This is a genomic window from Propionicimonas sp. (assembly GCF_047606205.1).
Classification (GTDB): domain Bacteria; phylum Actinomycetota; class Actinomycetes; order Propionibacteriales; family Propionibacteriaceae; genus Propionicimonas.
In genome coordinates, this window is the sequence record NZ_JASGES010000249.1 from 1 (window position 1) to 4,067 (window position 4,067).

The following is a 4,067-nucleotide window of genomic DNA, read 5'->3' on the forward strand; positions in this document are numbered from 1 at the left end:
CCCGCCCGGCCGCGGCGGACGCCGCCGGTGGGCGACCGCCGCGCGGATGCACAGGCTGCCCACAAGGCGGGTGGCTAGCCTCGGGGGGAGCCGCTCCGTCCCGCGGCGGGACGGACGCCGGCGCACAGTACCCGACCCGCAGTTGTGTGCGGCTGCAGAGAGTTACCCCACGATGACACCACGAACGCTGTCCACCGCCCTTCTCGGCCTCGTCCTGGCCCTGACCGGCTGCTCGGCGCCCACGGACGCCTCGAGTCCGGCGTCCAGCTCGGCCTCCGCGAGCACCGAGGTCGACGCCGACGCTCCCGAGGTCGACCGCGATCCCCAGGGCGAGCTCCCCGCGATCACCTTCAGTGCGAAGGGGATCCCGACGATGAAGGTCGTCGAGTCCGATCCGCCGAGCGTGATCTCGGTGAAGACGCTGACCGCGGGGGACGGGGCCACGGTCGGCTCCAGCGACTTCGTGTCGGTCAACTACGCCGGCTTCCTGTGGAGCGACGGCACCCAGTTCGACTCCTCCTACGACAGCGGCCAGCCGGCGGGCTTCGCCCTCGGCCAGGTCGTGGACGGGTGGAGGTACGGGCTGGCCGGCACCAAGGTCGGCGACCGCGTCGTCATCGTCGTCCCCCCGGACTACGGCTATGGCGACGAGGCGACCGACTCCATCCCGGCCGGTTCGACACTGGTCTTCGTCGTCGACGTGCTCTCGACGACCTCGGTCAGCACCGACGCGCTGAACTCGGCGACCCTGACCGGCGCGTCCCTGCCGGACGGGGTCACGGTCACGGGAGAGCTCGGCAAGGAACCCACGCTCGCCTTCGCCGACGGGAGCTCCGCCCCGGACGAGGAGACGGCGGTCGTGATCGCCGAGGGGACCGGTGCGGAGATCACCGACACCGACACCATCCTGTACCACGCGGTCGGCGGCTACTGGGGAGGACAGACCTCGTCCAGCTGGTCGAGCTCCTACCAGTCGGTGACCTCCGGCGGCGGCTCCGCCACCGTCGGCAAGCGGGTCGGCTCCCGGATCCTGCTGACCTTTCCCGCCGACGAGGAGAACAGCACCGAGGCGCAGGCGCTGGTGATCGACATCCTGGCCGCGGTCCCCGCCTCCACGTAGGCTGCCTGCCGCGCGGCCCTGCCCGGACGCGGGGCAGCGCCGCTCCTCGGCAGCACGGACCCGCGGCCGGACGTTCGGGGCCGACCAGTCATCCCGGCGCCTCGGTGCTCCGTGATCCGGACTCGGCAGCGCACGACGGACGCCGTCACCTACGTTTCTTCGTTGTGCACGCTGAGAGAGGTCGTCCCATGGCCACGACGGAGCCGGCCGTGAGCCGCCCGGTGGCGTCTGCGCGCGCCGGCGATCTGGTGGTGTTCGCGGTGAACGGCTTCGCGTTCGCGTCCTGGATGTCACGGGTACCGGACGTGAAGGAGTCGCTCGCCCTGACTCCGGGCCTGCTGGCGATCCTGCTGCTCTCGGTCTCGATCGGCTCGCTGCTCGGTCTCCCCGCGGCCGGACGGATCGCCCACCGGATCGGCGCGGCGAACACCGTCCGGCTCGGCATGGTCATGCTCGTGCCGGGCATCGCCTGGGCCGGGATCGCCGTCCAGGCCCACCTGGGCATGTACCTGGTGATGCCGGGGCTGTTCCTGCTCGGGATGGGCTCGGGGATCTGGGATGTCGCCCAGAACCTCGAGGGCACGATCGTCGAGCGGGCGCTGGGCAGGGCGATCATGCCGTGGTTCCACGCCGCGTTCAGCGGCGGCACCGTCCTGGCCGCGCTGATCGGCGCCGGTCTGGTCTGGCTGCGGGTGCCGGTCGCCATCCACCTGGGCGTGGTCGCCGCCCTCACCGCGGTCGCGGTGCTGTGGGGGACCGCGCGCTTCCTGCCCGCCTTCGACGAGGACGGGGGGAGCTCGTCCTCGGGGGCGCCGGCGCCGCAACGGTCGGCGTGGCGGGAACCGCGCACCCTGCTGATCGGGCTGATGGTGCTGGCCGCCGCCTTCGCGGAGGGCACTGCGAACGACTGGATGGCGGTGGCCTTCGTCGACGGGCACGGCCTCGACAACGCCCTGGGCGTCGTGGCGCTGGCGGTGTTCCTCTCGTTCATGACGGCCGGCCGCGTCCTCGGCACCGGGCTGCTCGACAGGCACGGGCGCGTCCCCGTGCTGCGCGTGCTCTTCGGCGCGGCGATCCTCGGCTGCGTCCTGGTCGTCTTCGGCAACACCCCGGTGGCGTTCGTCGGCTGCGCGATCTGGGGGCTCGGCGCGTCGATGGGCTTCCCCGTCGGCATGTCCGCGGCGGCCGACGACCCGGCGAGGGCGCCGCTACGGCTGTCGGTCGTCTCGACGCTCGGCTACACGGCCTTCCTCGCCGGCCCGCCGCTGCTGGGCTTCCTCGGTGATCACTACGGCGTCCTGAGGGCGCTCCTGGTCGTGGGCGTCGTGTCGGTGCTGGCCCTGCTCGTCGTCCCCGCCGCCCGGCCGCCGGCGAACGCGCCTTCCACTCCGGAAGGCGCGGAATGACGCCGGTCGCCGGTGGGCGTTGACCGAACACGGTGAACGGAACCCGCAGGGGGCGTCCGTCCCGCGCGTCGGGTCCGGGACCCGGTGGCCGTCGCGGCCGTGGAAGGATTCGTCCATGGCCGAGTCCGCCTACACGCTTGCCGCCACCATCACCGGCGTCGACCACCCCGGTCAGCTCACCAGGGTGCTGGACGCGATCGCGTACTCCGAGGCGGAGATCCTCGACCTCGAGCAGACCGTGGTGCGCGGCCAGCTGAGCATCGGCGTCCTGTTGGCCGTCCCCGCGGTCGGCCACGACCGGCTGCAGGACCGGCTCGCCGGCTCCTGCGCGCGACTGGGGCTGTCCGTCCAGCTCGCCGAGGGGGTCGGCGACAACCCGCCGCGACACAACCGGACCATCGTCACCGTGCTGGGCCGCCCCCTGCGGACCGGGCACCTCGCCATCGTCACCCGGATCATCGCCGAGCACGGCGGCAACGTCGACCGGAGCCGGCGGCTGTCCCGCACGCCGCTGACCAGCATCGAGTTCTGGGTCTCCGGTGCCGACCCGGCCGCTCTGCGTCCGGCTCTCGCCGCGGCGGCGGCCGCGTCGGGTTTCGACGTGTCGACCTCGCCGGCAGGTCTCGCCCGGCAGGGCCGTCGCCTGATCGTGATGGACGTCGACTCCACCCTGATCCGCGACGAGGTGATCGAACTGCTGGCCGCGCGCGCGGGCTGCGAGGCGCAGGTCAGGGACGTCACCGAGCGCGCGATGCGCGGCGAACTCGACTTCGCCGACAGCCTGCGCGAGCGGGTCAGGCTGCTCGCAGGGCTCCCGGTGGCGGTTTTCGACGAGGTCCGCGCCGACCTGCGGCTCACCCCGGGCGCCCGCACGCTGGTGGCCACCTTGCGCGACCTCGGCCTGTCGATCGGGCTGGTCTCCGGTGGTTTCATCGAGGTCGTCGGGCCGCTGGCCGAGAGCCTCGGCATCACCTACGCGCACGCGAACGCCCTGCGAGCCGTCGACGGCCGCCTCACCGGCGAGGTGGCCGGCCCGATCGTCGACCGTGCGGCCAAGGCGGCGAAGCTGCGCGAGTGGGCGGTCGCCGAGGGGCTGCCGCTGGCCCGCACGATCGCGATCGGCGACGGCGCCAACGACCTCGACATGCTCGCGGCCGCCGGTCTCGGGGTGGCCTTCAACGCCAAGCCGGCCGTCCGCGCCAGGGCTGACACGGCGCTCAGCCTCCCTTACCTGGACGCGGTCCTCTTCCTGCTCGGGCTCTCCCGCGAGGAGGTCGAGGACGCCGCAGCGCTCCGCGCCGCCGCCGGCTAGCCCCCTCGCCCTCCCGCGACCGTCGCCTCGTGCGGTCACGGGAGGACGGTCCTGCCCTGCCGTTTCGGAAGCCGGCCCGGCGCGGCGCCTGCCTGCCGGGCGCGGTGCCGTGCGTCCGGGCGGTTCGCTAAGGTGCGGGGAGGCGATGGATCCCGCCCGGGCTCGTCCCGAACCGCCGACAGGCTGATGGTTCCTGCTCCGTCGATGGGCGCGGAGCGTGCCCACAGGA

The 4,067-nt window shown here is 73.3% G+C and carries 3 protein-coding genes and 1 riboswitch; all 3 genes read left to right on the forward strand.

Going from position 1 to position 4,067, the window contains the following annotated elements:
- The first annotated feature begins 172 nt into the window (after positions 1-172).
- Entirely contained in the window at positions 173-1,120 is a 948-nt protein-coding gene (locus QM633_RS15475; protein WP_415154661.1) for an FKBP-type peptidyl-prolyl cis-trans isomerase, read from the forward strand.
- A gap of 188 nt (positions 1,121-1,308) precedes the next feature.
- Positions 1,309-2,526, forward strand: a complete 1,218-nt coding sequence (locus QM633_RS15480; protein ID WP_415154662.1) for an MFS transporter — start codon at positions 1,309-1,311, stop codon at positions 2,524-2,526.
- Between the two features lie 115 nt (positions 2,527-2,641).
- Positions 2,642-3,838: a phosphoserine phosphatase SerB gene (serB, locus tag QM633_RS15485; protein WP_415154663.1), complete on the forward strand. Its 1,197-nt coding sequence runs from the start codon at positions 2,642-2,644 to the stop codon at positions 3,836-3,838.
- A gap of 132 nt (positions 3,839-3,970) precedes the next feature.
- A riboswitch (Fluoride riboswitch) is annotated at positions 3,971-4,041 on the forward strand.
- The last annotated feature ends 26 nt before the right edge of the window (positions 4,042-4,067 follow it).

Coding starts and splice junctions, on each gene's coding strand:
- QM633_RS15475 (WP_415154661.1), top strand. CDS start 173: ATGACACCACGAACGCTGTCCACCGCCCTTCTCGGCCTCGTCCTGGCC.
- QM633_RS15480 (WP_415154662.1), top strand. CDS start 1,309: ATGGCCACGACGGAGCCGGCCGTGAGCCGCCCGGTGGCGTCTGCGCGC.
- serB (WP_415154663.1), top strand. CDS start 2,642: ATGGCCGAGTCCGCCTACACGCTTGCCGCCACCATCACCGGCGTCGAC.